The organism is Stenotrophomonas sp. YJH_SMC_69, from assembly GCF_059370495.1.
Genome location: NZ_JCAFTS010000004.1, coordinates 35,506 through 51,545, shown reverse-complemented (window position 1 = coordinate 51,545; position 16,040 = coordinate 35,506). Strand labels below are relative to the sequence as shown.

Sequence of the window (16,040 nt, the reverse complement as noted above, 5' to 3'; positions counted from 1 at the left end):
GGATGAATCTCCATCCAAATCGAATATCTCGACGATTGAACAAGGAGCAGCCGAGCATGGGCTCGGCTCTACAACGGACCACGCGGGAAACTGTCAGAGGCGGGGCGCAGCCCTGCCGATGCCCCTACCGTACCGGGACGTCGTACGCGGTGCCAGGATCCGGTTCGGGCTGCAGGGTGTAGTGCCACCACTCCTGCGGATAGTTGACGAAGCCCCGCCGCGCCATCGCGCGCACCAGCTGCTGGCGATTGGCCTGTTGCGCATCGCTCAATCCGCTTGCCTGCGTATGCGCGCGTGGACCGAAGAAATCGAAGTCGGTGGCCATGTCCAGCGGCGTGCATGCACCGCTGCGGCAATCCAGCAGGCCCAGATCAACCGTGGCGCCACGACTATGGCCAGAGCGCTCGGCGATGTAGCCGTCGGCCAGCAACCGTGGTTTGTCCAGGTCCGGGTACTGCTGTGCCTTGCGCGAGCGCTCGCGCGGATCGTTCACCCAGGCCATGAAGGCCTGCACCGAACGCACCGGCCGGTAGCAGTCGTAGAGGCGCAGGCCGAAGCCATCGCCGCGCAGGTCCTGTTCCACCTGTGCCAGCGCCTTCGCCACCGGCGCCAGCAGATAACACGATGGCGCCTCGTAGCCGGGCACGCGCGCCCCGGTGAAGTTGTTGGCACCGGCGTAGCGGATATCCAGGTCGATGCGCGGCGACAACGTGCGGATCTCCACCAGTCCGGCGCTGGCCGCGTCGGTTGCCGGTGAAACGCGCGGTGGCTCAGCGGCGCGGGTGGTCGCCGCCAGCGCAGTCGCCAGTACGAGTGAAGTGCAGGTCCTGGAAGTCATAGCTGAAGTCGATGTCCGGGTCGATGGCGCGCAGGTCCAGCGTCGGTGCCGGGCCTTCGCCTGGCTGCAGCCACGCCTGCGCCTCGTCGCCCAGCGTATCCCAGCGCAGCAGCCAGCGCCCCTGCAGCTGCAGCACCGTGGCCTGCAGCCGGGGCGACTTGTCCACGCTGAAACGCAGGCCGTCCTTGCCCGGGCAAAGCGAGGCCGCGCCCAGCCACGGATCGCGGTAGCGGCCCTGCCAGCGGGACAGGTCCGTGCGGCTCGTCTCCTGCGCCGCCGCGGTGGATGGCCGCGAATGGCCGGTCGCGGCCCGCGTTGCCTGGTCAGCCTTCAGTTCGGCCAGGTAGTCCATCGCCGGACGCGCATCGTCCGCTGCGGTGAAGCGCTTCAGCGCGGCCTGCATCAGGGCCATGCGTGCGTCCTCGCCTTCGCCGTTGATCAGCATCACCACGCCCACCTTCCGGTCAGGCAGCAGCGCCAGCGATGAATACATGCCTGACAGCGTGCCGGTGTGCGCCACTTTCCACTGGCCGTCCATGTCGGACACGCGCCAGCCATAGCCGTAGCCGTAGAAGTGCGCGTTGTCCCAGCGCCGCTGGCGTTCACCCAGCGGCATCGGCATGTGCAGGGTCCACAGCGTGCGGCGCTGCTCCGTGTCCAGCCAGCCGGACGTCAGGGTGGGATCGAGCAGCACCTGCATCCAGCGCGTCATGTCGCGCAGTGAACAACGGATGCCGCCGGCCGCCATCGACGGCACGTCCGGGCTGGTTTCACCATCGGCGTTCACCACTTCATTGCGTTCGCCACGCCAGGCATGCGGCTGCGCTACGTTGCCCACGCGTTTCACCGACCACGCCCCCACCTGGCAGCGCGTCATGCCCAGTGGTTCGAACACCTGCTCGCGCATCAGCTGGTCATACGGCTTGCCGCCCGCCGCAGCGGCCACTTCACCGGCCACCACGTACATCAGGTTGTCGTAGGCATAGTGGCTGCGGAAGCTGCTGACCGGCTTCAGGTGCGCCAATCCGGCGATGATGTCGGCGCGGGTGAACGCGTTCGGCTCCGGCCACAGCATCAGGTCCCCGGCGCCCAGGCCCAGGCCGCTGTTGTGGATCAGCAGGTCGCGCACCTGCATCTGCTGGCCCACCCACGCATCGTGCATGCGGAAGCCCGGCAGATGCCGCTGTACCGGATCATCCCAGCGCAGCCTGCCCTGCTGCACCAGCCGCGCCAGCAGTGCAGCAGTCATCGCCTTGCTGTTGGAGGCGATCTTGAACAACGTGTCCTCGTCGATGCGGCCGCCATCGCCACGCGCGCCCTCGGCGTGGCGATAGACCACCTGCCCGTTGTCGACCACCGCCATCGCCAGCCCGGGCAGGTGCTCGAGCTGGACGACGGCAGCGACATCGGCATCGAGGGAGGCGGTCGCGGTGGTCTGTGCCACCGCAACCGGGAACACCGCCAGCGCCGCCGCGCAGACACAGTTTCGAGCCTGCCGTGCGGGCTTCAGTAGGCCCATGTCACGGTCAACTGCGCATAGCGCGGTGACTGGAAGCCGGTGCCGTAGCGGTACAGCGGGTTCGGCGTGCCGATGCTGTCCTGCGGCTCGTAGTCCTGGTCCACGGTCACCACGCGCTGCTGGTTGAGCACGTTGTACACCGCCAGCTTCAGGCGCAGATCGGTGGGAATCGGCACCTTGTACGAGACGCTCACGTCCAGGTCATAGGTCCAGGGCGTGCGGCCATCGCCACCGCGTGGCGAATGCACGAACACGCGCTGGGACGGAACCGTCGCCTGGCAGTTGGACACGCACACGTAGTAGCTGTGGAAGTCGGTGTCGTCGAACGGATTGCCGGCACCGAAGCGGGTAATCGGGCTGCCCGACTGCACGCCCAGCGTAGCCGCCACACTGAGGTTCTCGGTCAGCGCGTAGCTGCCACGGAACTTGAACTGGTGGCGGCGATCATTGGCCAGGTAGCCATAGCCCCCGTAGTTCACCCACGGATTGTCGAAGTTCTCGGTGCGACCGGCATCGGCGAAGTCGGTATCGGAGTTGACCGGACCCTCGGCATTGCCGCGGCCATAGGCCAGCGTGTAGGACGCATTGAAGCCCCACTTGCCGTCCCACGCGCGGTCGACCTGCAGTTCCAGCGCCTTGTAGTCACGCTTGGGCTTCACCCAGCCGCGCTGGCCGACATAATTGCCGTTGTCGTCATACAGCGCCCAACCTTCCTTCGAGGTGTCGATGCTGATCCAGCCATCGTTGCGGCCGTCGCAGTCGGTGTCACCCCACACGGTGTTGGTGCGCCCCGGGTTGCCCATGATCCACACGCCGTCGACGGCACCACACTGGCCGGTCGCGGTGATGTTCATGTCATCGATGGCATTGTGCAGGCGCCGGTAGGTCACGCTGGCGCCTACCGACCAGGCCTCGTTGATCATCTGCTGGAAGCCCAGGATCGCTTCATCCTGGTAGACCGGGTCCATGTCCCGGTTCACTTCCGCGCGCAGGTCCGGCACGCTGCCGTCGCCCTGCGAGTTGTCCACTGGGCCGATCTGCGCGCCCAGGTTGGGGATGTTGTTGGCTGCGCCGGTGTAGCCGAGGAACTCGTACCAGGTGCGCTCGTCGAGGAATCCACCGGCCTGCTTGATGTTGATGACGTTGGCCACCGGCAGGAAGTATCGGCCCAGGTTGCCGAACACCTTGGTCGTGCCATCGCCGCGCACGTCCCAGGAGAAGCCCAGGCGCGGGGCCAGCATGTCGTCGATCTTGATGTAGCTGCTGCCGTCGCCGCCCTTGTTGTCGAAGGCTTCCAGGCGCAGGCCCATGTTCAGCAGCAGATTCGGCGTCACCTGCCAGTTGTCTTCCAGGTAGTAGGCCGAGTTGATCGTCTCGAAGGCCCCGTCCACTTCATAGCGACGGGTGCGCACGACCACGCCGCTGGCCGGCACCACGCCACCGTTCAGCGAGCTGCCGGGAGTGCGGTAGTAGATGTCGTAGCGGAAGCCGCCCGGGCCCGGATAGGCGCGGCTGTAATCGGAGGTGTTCTCTTCCCGATCCAGGCCGAACCGCAGCAGGTGGTTGCCCAACGTCCATTCGAAGTCCGCGCGCGCGGCCTTGCGCGTGTCCAGCGCCGACTCCAGCTGCGAGCTGCTGGTGCAGCTGCGGTCGCCCTGCAGTGACGGCGGCACGCCCTGGCCGGCCGTGCGGTTGTCGAACACGCGGTTGCAGTTCTGGTCCATCAACGAGCTCTGCACACGGTTGCGCTTGTTCTCGCCGTACATCAGCTTCATGGTCAGGTCGTTGTTGACCTGCCAGCTGTAGGTACCGGACCAGTTCTTGCCACCCACCGTGTTGTAGATCTGGTTGCTGCGCTCGCCCACGGTCTGCCCCGTGGCGTAGTCGTAAGCGTAGACGTCGGTGAGGGTCTTGCTCTTGTCCGAGAAGCCGAACAGCGACAGCATCTGGTTGTCGGTGATCTGCCAATCGATCTTGCCGCCCCAGAACGGATCATCGGCCTTGCCCTGGCTCAGGCGCGTGCCGGCATCATTGGTCGAGGTGGGACGATAGTCGCGCGCCTCGTACATGCCGAAGAAGAACAGGCGGTCCTGCACCAGCGCACCGGAAGCGAACACATTCAGCGCGCTGCGGCTGTAGTCGTCGCGGCTGGCGGTGATGTAGCGGCTGCCGCTGCCGTCGTAGCGGTCGCGTGCCTGCGACTGCCACGCGCGCGGCTCGAACACCAGTTCGGCACCGGCCTTGAAATCGTTGCTGCCCGAGCGGGTCACCGCATTGATGACGCCGCCGGTGCTGCGCCCGAACTCCACCGAGTAGCCGCCCGTCTTGACCTGGAATTCCTGGTAGAACGAGAACGGCACCGACGAGAAGCCGACCCGGTTGTAGAAGTCGGTGACGTTCAGGCCATTGATGTAGACGGTGTTCTCGGCCACCGACGAACCGCCGAAGGAAATGCCCTGCCCGCCCAGCGACCCCTTGCCCTTCACCGCGCCCGGCGCGAGCAGCGCCACCGCGGTGATGTCACGGTCCACTGGCAGGCGCGACAGCTCCTCGCGGGTGATGTTGGTGGCCGACTCGGTGGACTTCACATCCACCATCGACACCACCTGCGGCGCCCGCACTTCGACCGTGCCCAGGGTACTGACCGCACCCAGCGGCACGTTCACCGTGGTCGCGCTGCCGAGACTGACCGTCACCTGGCCGACACGGCTGGCGCCTCCACCCGGCAGGCTCACCTCCATGTCATAGGTGCCGACCGGCAGCAGCGGAATGCGGTAGCTGCCGTTGGCTTCGGCCTGCACGGAGCGCACGAAGCCCGTTGCCGGGTTGCGTACGGTCACCGTGGCACCGGCCGGTACCTGGCCGGCATCGCTGACCAGCCGGCCGACCACTGAACCATCCTGTGCGAATGCGCTGGGCGCGATCACGCCCAGACACGCCCCGAGAGCGACGCACAACGCCGCCCGCTTGATGCTGTAAGCCTTCATCCCCTGCTCTCTCCTGCAAGAATTGAATGGTGTGGAATGCGATGTGTCGCGCTAGCGTTGCCTGGCTGGCAGTACCCGCCACTGGAAGTCGTAGCTCCATTGGTCGAAGTACAGGTTGCCGCCTGCCCACTCGGCCTCGCCGCGCTGCGAGTCGACCGTTTCCGAGCGGAAGTGCTGCTTGGCCGGCACGAGGGGCTGGCCGAAATCATCGTTGAAGGCGATGCGGTAGCCATCGAGGCCACCCAGGTAGAAGTTGCGCAGGGCCGGCACATCGCTGGCCAGTGCGCCGGTGGTCACGTCCATCGGCAGCCAGCCATACGGCGCCAGGTAGACCTGTCCCCAGTCATGCAGGTTGTTGTAGCCACTGCCATCGTCGGAGAACACCATGCCCGACTGCCAGCGCGCGGGAATGCCATTCAGGCGCAGCAGCGCGATCAGCAGCAGGGTCTGCTGCCCGCAATCGGCATGGCCGGAACGCAGCGCGTAATCGCTGATGTTGCTGAGCGTGGAATATTCGCGCGCACCGGCCCAAGGAATACGGTCGACCGCAGCAAACAGCTTGCGCACCACTTCATATGGGCGCGTCTCGCCCTGCAGCACCTGGTCGGAGAACAGCTTCAACGCAGGGGTGAAGCGCACATGCGGCAGCTGCTCGGCCAGATACGGCTTCAACGCCGTATCGGCCGGGGTCGGTTGCACCACGGCCGGGTCGATCGCGGTGTGCCGGGCGAAGATCGTGACCGCGTAGCGGATCTCGAAGCGGGTCGGCTGCCCGGCCACCGCTTTGGCCTCCAGATAGGCCGTGCGTTGCAAGGTGCTGGCCGGTGCCACCCGCGCCTTGCCTGGGCTGCTGCCCAGCCACTGCACCTGCTCCTGCTGGCCGGGGATCTCGCGTGGGTACGGAATCCAGGCACGCACGGTTTCGCCGGCCGGCACGGCATCGGCCTTCACCGTGAGCGATTGGGTGAATTCGATACGCTGCGGCAGCACCGACGCCCGGCCACTCTGTTCGGCCGCGGCAAGCACGCGCGTGTGGTGCGCGTTGAGCACTTCGTTGGGCCCTGGAGGCGGCATCGGTGCATCCGCACGGCGGCGTGCGCGTGCTTCGTCGCTGAGCAGGAACAGGTTCGACGGTGCGCGCTTGAAGTACCAACGCTCGCCATCGATATCGAGATGCTCGATCAGGCCAAGCTGGTCCCAGCGCGCGAATTCCTCGTCGGTCAGGTCGGGAATCCAGCGGCGCACGGCAGACTTGGCGGCGGTTTCGTCGAGGGAAAGATCCAGGCGGATGCGGCGCATGCGCTCACGCTGGAACGCGCCTTCGGCAGCATCGCTCCCTGTCGCCAGCAACGCATCGGCGTCGCTGAAGCGGCCGCCGTCGATCAGGTCGATCACCTGCGCCTGGCGCGCACGCTGCTGGCTGCTGCGCCCGTCTGCCGCCTGCGTGACCGACACCCACAGCAGCAGCGCGGCACACAGGCCGGCAGCAGCAGGCAGACGCGGTTTGCGAATGGCAGGATCCACAGCGACACTTCCCCAGCGCGGGTGGTAACGGCTGTGTAACACGGACCGGGATGCCGGTCAATAATTTATTCTTGCTTTCGATGCCGAAAGGAATAAATATTCCACAAGGCATTCGAGGAGGGTGTGCACCGCATGAGCCTGGCTTCCCGCGAACGGCACCGGCATTGGCCGCGCCGCTTGACCTTGGCCCTGTGCCTGCTGGCCGCACCGGCCTTTGCACAGGCCGCCCCGGCGCCCGATCCCGGCGCACCGCTGCCCTATGTGATCGGCCTGCACGAGGCCTACCTGACGCCGCAGTACTGGGCGGCGCGTCTGGACAACGCCGATGCGCCGATCCTGGATCGCGCGCAGATCGAGGCGCAGAACGCACGGATGCGGGCGCAGGACAGCCACATCCAGGACATCGCGGCGTTGCCAGCCCAGCTTGATGGGGCGACGGTGCGTGCCAGCATCACCGCGCTGTCGAGCTGGCCCACGCGCACCCTCTACAGCGACAAGGGCACGCCCATCGCGCCGGCCCTGCGCAGCGCGATCGAAGCCAACCTCGGCCTTGATGCGATTCCCGCCCAGGTGGCACCGGCCTACGGGCTGGTGGTGAAGCGTGCCGCACTGCGCACCTTCCCCACCCGCGAGCGCGTCTTCAGCACCGTCGGTGACACCGACATCGACCGCTTCCAGGAATCGGCACTGTTCCCCGGCGACAAGGTCGCCGTGGTCCACCGCAGTGCCGACGGCCGCTGGCTGTTCGTGCACAGCGAGCGCTACAGCGCGTGGATCGAAGCCGACGCCATCGCCAGCGGCGACAAGGCCACGGTGCTCGGCTACGGCGCGAAGGGACCCTACCGGATCATCACCGGTGCCACCGCGCAGACCGCCTACACCCCGGAAGAACCGCGTGTCTCGCGCCTGCAGCTGGACATGGGCGTGCGCCTGCCGGTGCTGGCCGACTGGCCCGCGTCAGAACCGGTGAACGGCCAGCAGGCGCACGCATCGTGGGTGGTGCAGCTGCCGGTACGCGAGGCAGATGGTCGCCTGAAACTGGTACCGGCCCTGCTGCCGCGCTCGCAGGACACCGCCGCCGACTACCTGGCCCTGACCCCGCGCCTGTTGCTGCAGCAGGCCTTCAAGTTCCTCGGCGAGCGCTACGGTTGGGGCCACGACTACGACACCCGCGACTGCAGCGGTTTCGTCTCCGAGATCTACCGCAGCTTCGGCGTGCTGCTGCCACGCAATACCAGTGCACAGGCGGTCAGCCCGGCGCTGGATCGCCTGCCGTTCACCGGCAAGGACGGCAAGGCACTGCGCGACCGTGCCGTCACCGACCTGAAGGTCGGCGATCTGGTCTACATCCCCGGCCACGTGATGATGGCCATCGGCCACGTCGACGGTCGTACGTGGGTGATCCACGATACGGCGGGCGGCAGCTGGTTCGGTGCCGACGGCACGCGCGTGCAGGCCCATCTCAATGGTGTTTCGGTCACGCCGCTGGAGCCGATGATGGCCAGCGATACCGTCCGCTACATCGACCGCATCACCAACATCCAGCGCCTGCGGGCCAAGACTCCTGAATGAAGATCACCGCCATCGAACTGGGCATGCTGCGCGTGCCGTTGAAGACACCGTTCAAGACCGCCCTGCGCACGGTGGAAACCGTGGAAGACGTGGTGGTGCTGATCCGCACCGACACCGGCAACACCGGCTATGGTGAAGCCCCGGCCACCGCCGTGATCACCGGCGATACGCACGGCTCGATCATCGAAGCGATCCGCCACTTCATTGCCCCGCGCCTGATCGGCCAGGACGTGGTCAACCTCAACCACCTGTGCACGCTGGTGCAGACCGCGATGGAGCGCAACACCAGCGCCAAGGCGGCGGTGGAGATCGCGCTGTACGACCTGTGGGCGCAGCTGCACGGCGCCCCGCTGTACCAGATGCTCGGTGGTGGCGACCCGGTGATCACCACCGACATCACCATCAGCGTGGACTACATCGACAAGATGGTGGCCGACTCGCTGTCGGCAATCGAACGCGGCTTCGAGTCGCTGAAGATCAAGGTCGGCAAGGACATCGGCCTGGACATCGAACGGGTCAAGGCGATCCATGCCGCCGTGGAAGGCCGCGCCCTGCTGCGCCTGGACGCCAACCAGGGCTGGACCGCCAAGCAGGCAGTGCATGCGATGCGTACCCTGGAAGACGCCGGCGTGGTGCTTGAACTGCTGGAGCAGCCGGTGAAAGCGGCCGACATCAGCGGCCTGAAGTACGTCACCGACCGCGTCAACACGCCGGTGATGGCCGACGAAAGCGTGTTCAGCCCGAGCCAGGTGATGGACCTGATCCAGCAGCGCGCGGCCGACATCATCAACATCAAGCTGATGAAGACCGGCGGCCTGTCCAACGCGATCCGCATCGCCGACATTGCCGGCATCTACGGCGTGCCGTGCATGATCGGCTGCATGATCGAATCGAGCATCAGCGTGGCCGCCGCCGTGCACCTGGCCGTGGCCAAGAGCGATGTGATCACCAAGGTCGATCTGGACGGCCCCTCGCTGGGCCAGTTCGATCCGGTCAGCGGCGGCGTGCATTTCAACGAATCGGAGATCAGCATCAGCGACGTGCCGGGGCTGGGCATCACCGAAGTGCGCGGGCTGGAGATGCTGGGTTGATCTCTGCCTTGCGGCTGACGTTGCCTGCCACTGACGCTGGGTCGCGCGTTACTTTTCTTTTCGCGAAAAGAAAAGTAACCAAAAGAAACGCTCCGCCGGCCGCGAGCCGGTGCTACGCACCGGTTCCCTGCGCTCCTCGGCCCGTCGAGGGACGGCGCGGGAACTCGCTGCGCTCAGACACCCGCGCCTCTTCGCCCTCACCGGACCTGCGGTGCTCGGCTCGCTACAAGGCGGACTCAACGTCCAATGCAACAGCTGCACCCAGTAGATCCACGCCACGCGTGGAAGCGCTTGTTTTTGCCCTACCCCGTAATCCCTTCGCGGCTGGCACGCGCGCGATGTGTCCAGGGTCGGGCGGGTGGGGCTTGCGGGGGTGTCCGCCGCATGGATGCGGCGGCCAAGCCTACACGGACGTACTTGCGGCGTCCCCCGCAATCCCCACCCGCCCGACCCACCCCATAATTCGCTTTATGCGGCCAACCGCAACGCCTTTGCAGACCCCCGGACACCCCGCATGCCGCCCCTGCTGAAGATCCGCACCGAGCGTGGGCAGATGTCGGCCATCGAGCGCCGCATCGCCGACTTCATCCTCGACAACGCCCACCTGCTGCGCGACTACTCCTCACAGCAGCTGGCCAGCGCGCTCGGCATCAGCCAGTCCAGCGTGGTGAAGTTCAGCCAGAAGCTTGGCTTCAAGGGCTACCCGGATCTGAAGTACTCCATCGGCCAAGATGTGGCCCGCGCCGGTGCCGATCCGCAGCAGGCGCCCGACGAACCCGACAGCGGCGATGACTACCAGCGCCTGGGCGAGGCCCTGCGCCGCAGCAAGGCCCAGGCCGAGGAGGAAACACGCCAGGCCAATCCACGCGGGGAGATCGAGCGCATCGTGCAGCTGCTCGACGGCGCACCAAAGCTGTTCGTCTACGGCCTGGGTGACGACGGCCTGTTCGCCCGCGAGTTCGCCATGCGGCTGTCGCTGCTCGGACTGCTGGTGGTGCCGCATACCGATCCGATCCTGATGCTGGCCAACCTCTCGGCCGCACGCCCCGGCGATGCGCTGCTGATGTTCTCCGAGTTCGGCAACCTGCCCCAGCTTTCACAGTTGTCGCGGCAGTTCCAGGACATGGGTGGCAAGGTGATTTCCATCACCCGCCACACCGCCAACCCGCTGCGCGCGCATGCGGATGCGGCACTGGCGGTCTGCGCCCATGACCGCACGCCACAGGTCGCGCAGCTGCTGTACCGTAGCGCCATGCACGCCCTGCTCGATTTCCTGTTCGTGCTGCTCTGCCACACCAATCCGGATCGCCAGCAGCAGCTTGCGGTGAACCTGGAGCGGATCGACCACCTGCTGGATTCCTGACCGGAGCGCACGTTGATGAGATCGCTGGTCCGCCTTGCCACCACCGCACTGCTGCTTGCTGCGGCGGTGTCTATTCACGCGGCGCCGCTGGATGGCGCGCGCCAGCTGATCGTGGTCACCAGCGATGGCTGGGACAGCACCCAGGGGCAGCTGCAGGCCTATGTGCGCGACGGCCAGGGCTGGCACACGCACGGACAGGCGTTCCCGGTCGCGCTCGGCCGAACCGGCAGCGCCTGGGGCCTGGGCCTGCATCCGGCACAGGCGGATGGCCCGCAGAAGCAGGAAGGGGATGGCCGCAGCCCGGCCGGCATATTCGCGCTCGGCAGTGCGTTCGGCTATGCCGTCACCCGCCGCGGCACTGCCATGCCCTACCAGCCGATGCTGGACAGCAGCTACTGCATGGACGTACCCGGTTCGCCGTTCTACAACCGCATCGTCGATGAAAAGAAGGTCGGCAATGCAGCGGTCAAGGGCTCCACCGAGCCGATGCGGCTGGACCTGCACAACAAGGGCGACGTGCGCTACCGGGAAGGCTTCATCATCGCCCACAACCCGGACAACCAGCCCGGCAAGGGCAGCTGCATCTTCGCCCATCTGTGGCGCCAGCCCGGCGAGGCCACCGCCGGCTGCACGGCCATGCCGCAGGAACGCATGCAGGCACTGCTGGACTGGCTGCGGCCGCAGGACGCGCCGCGTTTCGTGCTCCTGCCGCGCGCGGAGTACAAGCGCCTGCAGGCGCAGTGGCAATTGCCCGCGCTGGCCGGAGACGTCCGTTGAGCACGCAGGACGAACCGCAGCTGCAACGCGCGGTCAGCCGCTGGCAGATCGTCGGCCTGTCGATCAACGATGTGATCGGCAGCGGCATCTACCTGCTGCCGGCCGCCACCGTCGCCCTGCTCGGCCCCTTCAGCCTGTGGGGCGTGGTCGCCGCTGGCATCGTCGTCGCGCTGCTGGTGCTGTGCTACGCGCAGGCCGCCAGCTACTTCGATGAACCCGGCGGCAGCTACCTGTATGCACGCGAGGCGTTCGGGCGCTTCGCCGGTTTCGAGATCGGCTGGATGATCTGGCTGACCCGCATCAGCTCGGCCGCTGCGCTCAGCAACGCGCTGGCCGACGCGGTTGCGCGTTTCTGGCCGTGGGCCGATGCCGGCCTGGGCCGCATCGCGGTGATCGTGGTATCGCTGGGCTTCCTCACCGGCATCAACATCATCGGCGTGCGCTCGGCCGCGCGTACCGGCGTGGTGCTGGTGATCGGCAAGATGCTGCCGCTGCTGCTGTTCGTGGCCATCGGTGCGTTCCACATCGACCCACAGCTGGCCTTCTCCGGCCAACGCCCGGACCCGCATGACCTGCAGCGCATGGGCGAAGCCGCCTTGCTGCTGCTTTACGCCTACGCGGGCTTCGAGAACATCCCGGCCGCCGCCGGCGAGTACCGCAATCCGCGCCGCGATATTCCGTTCGCCCTGATCACCATGATCATCACCGTCACCGTCATCTACGGCGCGGTGCAGGTGGTGGCGCAGGGAACGCTGGCCGACCTGTCCAGTTCGGCCACCCCGCTGGCCGATGCCGCCGCCGGTTTCGGTGGCGAAGCACTGGCGCTGATCCTGACCGTCGGTGCCACCATCTCCATCCTCGGCACCAACAGCAACACGATGATGATGGGCCCACGCTTCCTGTTCGCACTGGCCCGCGATGGCTACGGCCCGAAGATCCTGGCCCAGGTGCATCCACGCTTCCACACCCCGGCCGCGTCGATCCTCTGCCAGGGCCTGATCGCGCTCGGCCTGGCCCTGTCCGGTTCGTTCGTGCAGCTGGCCCTGCTGTCGATGACGACGCGCCTGTTCGCCTACATCGGCACTGCCGCAGCAGTCCTGGTACTGGCCAAGCGCTACGCCGACCGCCCGGGCGCCTTGAAGCTGCCCGGCGGGCCGTTGATTCCGGTGCTGGCGCTGCTGCTGTGCCTGGCGCTGTTCGCCAGTGCCAGCTGGCAGAACATCGCTGCTGCGCTGGTGGCGTTCGCCATCGGCGCGGTGATCTACACGCTGCCGCGAAAGGATACCGATGCCGGATGACCGATAGCGCCGGGCCATGCCCGGCGGATTGATCTGGTGATCACGCTGCCGGACCGGGCCGTTAACCGCCACACAGGCACGATCGGGCTTCGTCCACAACGGAGCCTTCCATGACCGAGTACCAGATCCCCGGCCGCGTACCGGACGACAGCACGCCGCGCGACGCGGTCAGCAACTACTGGCGCGAGCGCTACACGGCCGAGCCGTACTACGACGACCAGCTGTTCTTCGAGGACTACGAGCCGGCCTACCGCATCGGCCACGGCGCGCGTGCACAGGACATGATCCGCGCCTATGAACAGGTCGAGGCCGAGCTCGAATCACGCTGGGCCAACGAACGCGGCCGCAGCCGCCTGGACTGGGCGCAGGCACGCAATGCGGTGCGTCGTGGCTGGGAGGAGGCACAGCTGGCGGATCCGCGGCTGGCACGATAGCGCCAGGCTTCTGTAGAGCCGAGCCTACGCTCGGCTCTCGCACCTCGTCTGTAACGTCGAGCCACGCTCGACTGAGCCGAGCATGGCCCGGCTCTACACCGGATCGATCACTCCTGTTCCGGCAGCGGCGGCACGATGGCGCTGCGCTTGCTCTCGCCCCCACCGGCGGCGATCAGGTCGCGGGTGTTCTTCTGCACCGCCACCGCGCCGAACAGCGACAGCGCATACGCCATGCCATAGAAGCCCTTCTCACTCGGCGCCAGCGTGGCATTCCACAGGCCGACCAGCAGCAGCATCAGCGCCGACAGCAGCGCGAACCAGCACAGCGCGTAGTACAGGCCACTCACCGGAATGCCTTCGACGCGGTCGCGCACGCTCTTCTGCAGCGACACCGCCGCGAACAGGCCGAACAGCAGCAGGGTCAGGTAGTAGCCCTTCTCGTTGAGCGCCATCGTGGCGTTGAACAGGCCGATCAGGTACGCCGCCGCCCCCAGCAGCAGGGCCACCCAGGAGGCGGCGATGAAGGCGGTGGACGGCTTGTGGGGCATGGCAGTGTTCATTGCAGGTCCTTGGCAGGCAGGCGGGCACGCTTTGCCCGGGCGTGCCCACCCTAGACGATCCCGCCGCGCTCGCACAGGGGGGCGCAGGACCTTCGGGCCACGACGCTCACGGCGCCGGTGGTATACAAGGGACAGCCCGGCCATCCGCATCCCCGCACTGGAGATACCCATGACCCGCACGCCCCTGCTGCTCGCCCTCGGCCTTGTGCCGATCCTTGCCACCTCCGCCTGCAATGCCGCCGATCCGGCCGCCAACGGTGCGCAGACCGCCACGGCGGCCTCTGCCGCCACCGACCAGCGCCCGTTCAACGCCACCGAAGTCAGCCGCTTCGACCAGCCCTGGGCGATGACCTTCCTGCCCGGCGGCAGCCTGCTGGTCACCGAAAAGCGCGGCAAGCTCCAGCACCTGGACCCGGCCAGCGGCCAGAAGCACGAGATCACCGGCGTTCCGAAGGTCGCCTATGCTGGCCAGGGTGGTTTCGGCGACATCATCCTGCACCCGGATTTCGCCCGGAATCATGTCGTTTACGTCAGCTATGCCGAGGAAGGCACGCTGGATACCCGCGGTGCCGCCGTAGCCCGGGCCACGCTGGCACTGGATGCCAACGGCGGTGGCCAGCTGAAGGACCTGAAGGTGATCTGGCGGCAGAGCCCCAAGGTCAGCGGTGAGGGTCACTACGGGCATCGCCTCGCCTTCGGCCCGGACGGCAAGCTGTGGATCAGCTCCAGCGAGCGCCAGAAGTTCGATCCGGCCCAGGACATGGGCAGCAACCTCGGCAAGATCATCCGCCTCAACGACGATGGCAGCCTGCCCGCCGACAATCCGTTCGCGTCGCAGGGCGGGGTGGCCGCACAGGTCTGGTCGCTGGGCCACCGCAACATCCTCGGCATGGCCTTCGATGCCAACGGCAAGCTGTGGGCGCACGAGATGGGCCCGGCCGGCGGCGACGAACTGAACCTGATCGTGCGTGGCGCCAACTACGGCTACCCGATCGTTTCCAACGGTGACCATTACGACGGCCGGCCGATTCCCGACCACGATACGCGCCCGGAATTCGCCGCGCCGAAGGTGACCTGGACGCCGGTGATCTCGCCGGCCGGCTTCGTGATCTACAGCGGCAGCCTGTTCCCGCAGTGGAAGGGCAGCGGCTTCATCGGTGGCCTGTCGTCCACCTCGCTGGTGCGCGTGGCCTTCGATGGCGACAGCGCGCGCGAAGCCGAGCGCTTCAACATGGGCGAGCGCATCCGCGAAGTGGAACAGGGCCCGGACGGCGCGCTGTGGCTGCTGGAAGACGGCAGCAAGGCGCGCCTGCTGAAGCTCACGCCGAAGACCTGAGGTAGTGCCGGCCGCTGGCCGGCACCCTGGATCCTTCCGGCATCCTGCGGTTGCCGGCCAGCGGCCGGCACTACCCTTGCCAAACGGCCCCGCACGCGGGGCGTCTGCATTCATTGGATGGTGATGACCTTCACCTCGGTCTTCGTGCAGGCCTGGTCCAGGCACTGGCCGCTCAACCACACCTGGCCGCTGCCGATCATCACGCCCTGCTGGTTGACGAACACCTTGCCGAAGTCCTGCTCGGACACCGCCTTGACCACCTCCGGCGTGATGATCTTCTCGTAGTTGCGCTGGAACTCTCCGGGGCCGGAGATCTTCTTTCCGCCGCTGATGTTCAAGGGGAATCGCACTTCCTCGACCACCGCAGCGCGATCACCGCCGACCACGGCGGCCTTGAACGCATTGAAGACCTTTTCGAACTGCGCGGCATCGCCGAGCAGCGACTCGATGCGCGCACGCGCATCCTCGGCGGACACCTCGGCTGCCGGTGCGGCAGGTGCAGCGGCGGCTTCGGCAGCCGGCGCCGCCGGTTCAGCCGCAGGTGTCGAAGCAGCACTGGCCTCCATCGGCGGCGGCGCATCCGCTGCAGGCTCGGCCGGCGGCGCCGGCTGCGAACAGGCCGCCAGCAGCAGGGCGGGAATCAGGTAGGCCATCCGGCGCATGCGCGCACTCCATCGAACAGGAGGCCCGATGGTAGCGCCGCCACAGTGAGGACCACAAAAAAGGGGACGGAGGGGATTA

General features: G+C 67.0%; 13 protein-coding genes. 7 read left to right on the top strand and 6 right to left on the bottom strand.

Annotated features, from left to right (window positions below):
- Positions 1-124: 124 nt before the first annotated feature.
- The 4 genes from AC5P8F_RS08135 to AC5P8F_RS08120 are packed head-to-tail and all read right to left on the bottom strand — an operon-like array spanning position 125 to position 6,868.
- Positions 125-838 (bottom strand): M15 family metallopeptidase, encoded by a 714-nt coding sequence (locus AC5P8F_RS08135; protein WP_289213850.1) that lies wholly within the window; start codon positions 836-838, stop codon positions 125-127.
- A complete protein-coding gene (locus tag AC5P8F_RS08130; protein WP_495227863.1) occupies positions 771-2,357 on the bottom strand; it encodes a serine hydrolase in 1,587 nt (528 codons plus the stop codon). The genes AC5P8F_RS08135 and AC5P8F_RS08130 overlap by 68 nt, the downstream gene beginning before the upstream one ends.
- On the bottom strand, positions 2,345-5,344 hold the full coding sequence (locus AC5P8F_RS08125) for a TonB-dependent receptor (protein ID WP_329768410.1): 3,000 nt from the start codon (positions 5,342-5,344) through the stop codon (positions 2,345-2,347). The genes AC5P8F_RS08130 and AC5P8F_RS08125 overlap by 13 nt, the downstream gene beginning before the upstream one ends.
- A gap of 51 nt (positions 5,345-5,395) precedes the next feature.
- Positions 5,396-6,868 (bottom strand): transglutaminase-like domain-containing protein, encoded by a 1,473-nt coding sequence (locus AC5P8F_RS08120; RefSeq protein ID WP_495219955.1) that lies wholly within the window; start codon positions 6,866-6,868, stop codon positions 5,396-5,398.
- A 132-nt stretch (positions 6,869-7,000) separates the two neighbouring features.
- On the opposite strand from AC5P8F_RS08120, the gene AC5P8F_RS08115 reads away from it, so the two are divergent.
- The 6 genes from AC5P8F_RS08115 (at position 7,001) to AC5P8F_RS08090 (ending at position 13,403) form a co-directional block, all read left to right on the top strand.
- Positions 7,001-8,440 (top strand): C40 family peptidase, encoded by a 1,440-nt coding sequence (locus AC5P8F_RS08115; protein ID WP_126411641.1) that lies wholly within the window; start codon positions 7,001-7,003, stop codon positions 8,438-8,440.
- Positions 8,437-9,531, top strand: coding sequence for a dipeptide epimerase (locus AC5P8F_RS08110; RefSeq protein ID WP_014645715.1), 1,095 nt, complete (start codon positions 8,437-8,439; stop codon positions 9,529-9,531). The genes AC5P8F_RS08115 and AC5P8F_RS08110 overlap by 4 nt, the downstream gene beginning before the upstream one ends.
- Positions 9,532-10,045: 514 nt before the next feature.
- On the top strand, positions 10,046-10,894 hold the full coding sequence (locus AC5P8F_RS08105; RefSeq protein WP_014645714.1) for a MurR/RpiR family transcriptional regulator: 849 nt from the start codon (positions 10,046-10,048) through the stop codon (positions 10,892-10,894).
- Positions 10,895-10,909: 15 nt separating this feature from the next.
- Positions 10,910-11,671 (top strand): L,D-transpeptidase family protein, encoded by a 762-nt coding sequence (locus AC5P8F_RS08100; protein ID WP_329768408.1) that lies wholly within the window; start codon positions 10,910-10,912, stop codon positions 11,669-11,671.
- Positions 11,668-12,969 (top strand): APC family permease, encoded by a 1,302-nt coding sequence (locus AC5P8F_RS08095; protein ID WP_329768407.1) that lies wholly within the window; start codon positions 11,668-11,670, stop codon positions 12,967-12,969. Before AC5P8F_RS08100 ends, AC5P8F_RS08095 begins: the two co-directional genes overlap by 4 nt.
- Before the next feature lie 110 nt (positions 12,970-13,079).
- Positions 13,080-13,403 (top strand): hypothetical protein, encoded by a 324-nt coding sequence (locus AC5P8F_RS08090; protein WP_053495439.1) that lies wholly within the window; start codon positions 13,080-13,082, stop codon positions 13,401-13,403.
- Positions 13,404-13,510: 107 nt separating this feature from the next.
- Here the strand turns inward: AC5P8F_RS08090 and yiaA are convergent, their stop codons facing one another.
- Positions 13,511-13,963: an inner membrane protein YiaA gene (gene yiaA, locus AC5P8F_RS08085; protein WP_014645710.1), complete on the bottom strand. Its 453-nt coding sequence runs from the start codon at positions 13,961-13,963 to the stop codon at positions 13,511-13,513.
- Positions 13,964-14,132: 169 nt separating this feature from the next.
- Between yiaA and AC5P8F_RS08080 the strand changes: the two genes are divergently transcribed.
- Positions 14,133-15,299 carry a PQQ-dependent sugar dehydrogenase gene (locus tag AC5P8F_RS08080; RefSeq protein WP_495219954.1) on the top strand — a complete coding sequence of 389 codons (1,167 nt, stop codon included), beginning with the start codon at positions 14,133-14,135 and terminating at the stop codon, positions 15,297-15,299.
- A gap of 110 nt (positions 15,300-15,409) precedes the next feature.
- Here the strand turns inward: AC5P8F_RS08080 and AC5P8F_RS08075 are convergent, their stop codons facing one another.
- Positions 15,410-15,961: a hypothetical protein gene (locus tag AC5P8F_RS08075; RefSeq protein ID WP_049441418.1), complete on the bottom strand. Its 552-nt coding sequence runs from the start codon at positions 15,959-15,961 to the stop codon at positions 15,410-15,412.
- Positions 15,962-16,040: the final 79 nt, after the last annotated feature.

What these genes read in the sequence shown, in the direction of transcription:
- AC5P8F_RS08135 (WP_289213850.1), bottom strand. Translation starts at nt 838, where the DNA reads ATGACTTCCAGGACCTGCACTTCACTCGTACTGGCGACTGCGCTGGCG.
- AC5P8F_RS08130 (WP_495227863.1), bottom strand. Translation starts at nt 2,357, where the DNA reads ATGGGCCTACTGAAGCCCGCACGGCAGGCTCGAAACTGTGTCTGCGCG.
- AC5P8F_RS08125 (WP_329768410.1), bottom strand. Translation starts at nt 5,344, where the DNA reads ATGAAGGCTTACAGCATCAAGCGGGCGGCGTTGTGCGTCGCTCTCGGG.
- AC5P8F_RS08115 (WP_126411641.1), top strand. Translation starts at nt 7,001, where the DNA reads ATGAGCCTGGCTTCCCGCGAACGGCACCGGCATTGGCCGCGCCGCTTG.
- AC5P8F_RS08110 (WP_014645715.1), top strand. Translation starts at nt 8,437, where the DNA reads ATGAAGATCACCGCCATCGAACTGGGCATGCTGCGCGTGCCGTTGAAG.
- AC5P8F_RS08105 (WP_014645714.1), top strand. Translation starts at nt 10,046, where the DNA reads ATGCCGCCCCTGCTGAAGATCCGCACCGAGCGTGGGCAGATGTCGGCC.
- AC5P8F_RS08100 (WP_329768408.1), top strand. Translation starts at nt 10,910, where the DNA reads ATGAGATCGCTGGTCCGCCTTGCCACCACCGCACTGCTGCTTGCTGCG.
- AC5P8F_RS08090 (WP_053495439.1), top strand. Translation starts at nt 13,080, where the DNA reads ATGACCGAGTACCAGATCCCCGGCCGCGTACCGGACGACAGCACGCCG.
- yiaA (WP_014645710.1), bottom strand. Translation starts at nt 13,963, where the DNA reads ATGAACACTGCCATGCCCCACAAGCCGTCCACCGCCTTCATCGCCGCC.
- AC5P8F_RS08080 (WP_495219954.1), top strand. Translation starts at nt 14,133, where the DNA reads ATGACCCGCACGCCCCTGCTGCTCGCCCTCGGCCTTGTGCCGATCCTT.
- AC5P8F_RS08075 (WP_049441418.1), bottom strand. Translation starts at nt 15,961, where the DNA reads ATGCGCCGGATGGCCTACCTGATTCCCGCCCTGCTGCTGGCGGCCTGT.